The organism is Sinomicrobium pectinilyticum (assembly GCF_003725735.1).
Lineage (GTDB): Bacteria > Bacteroidota > Bacteroidia > Flavobacteriales > Flavobacteriaceae > Sinomicrobium > Sinomicrobium pectinilyticum.
Genome location: NZ_RJTM01000201.1, coordinates 1 through 723 on the forward strand (window position 1 = coordinate 1; position 723 = coordinate 723).

Here is a 723-nt window from a genome sequence, read left to right on the forward strand (position 1 = left end):
TCTGGGGGAGATGGATGCCAAATTGTTGCAGAAGATTGAGGAATTGACTTTGTATACAATACAACAGGAAAAACAACTACACGATCAAGAGAAACTAATCATCACACAACAAAAACAAATAGAAGGAATCCTTGAAGAAAACCAACAGCTCCGTAAAGAAATCGATGAACTTAAAAAGCCATAATATGAGAAATATATTCACAACAATATCATCGTATGTCCCCTCCACCTGGGGGAGGGCCAGGGTGGGGGTGTTATTCCTCTTACTCCCTTTTGCTTTTTATGCTCAAACTAATACGTTTCCGGATTCGGGAAATGTGGGGATTGGAACGGTTAATCCCACTTCGATACTGGAAGTCGAAAAAAATTTTAATGGAAGTACGATGCTTACGATATCCAACAATGATGATGGGAATTCTGCAAGAAGAGGAATATTTATAGGCAATGGGGCTTCGGGAAGTTCTGTGTATTTACTTTCAACATCTCCAAATTATAATGTAGTAGATTCCTGGGGAAATGCTGCTGTTTTAGGAGTAGATAGCCAGTTGTCTAATGGGTTGATTGTTAGAACCTCTAAAGGGAGTATTCGTTTTCAGCCTGCGGGGACTTCTGATAAAATAGTATTTGCCGAAACAGGCAATGTAGGCATAGGCACAACCAACCCCGGTACCTGGAAACTCGCCGTCAACGGCAACATCCGGGCCAAGGAGATCAAAGTCGAAA

2 pseudogenes are annotated in these 723 nt (G+C 41.5%); both read left to right on the forward strand.

The features are described from left to right. A pseudogene (locus ED312_RS24025) lies at positions 1 to 184 on the forward strand (hypothetical protein); the annotation flags it as partial. A 1-nt stretch (position 185) separates the two neighbouring features. Further along, positions 186 to 723: pseudogene (locus ED312_RS23165) on the forward strand (hypothetical protein); the annotation flags it as partial.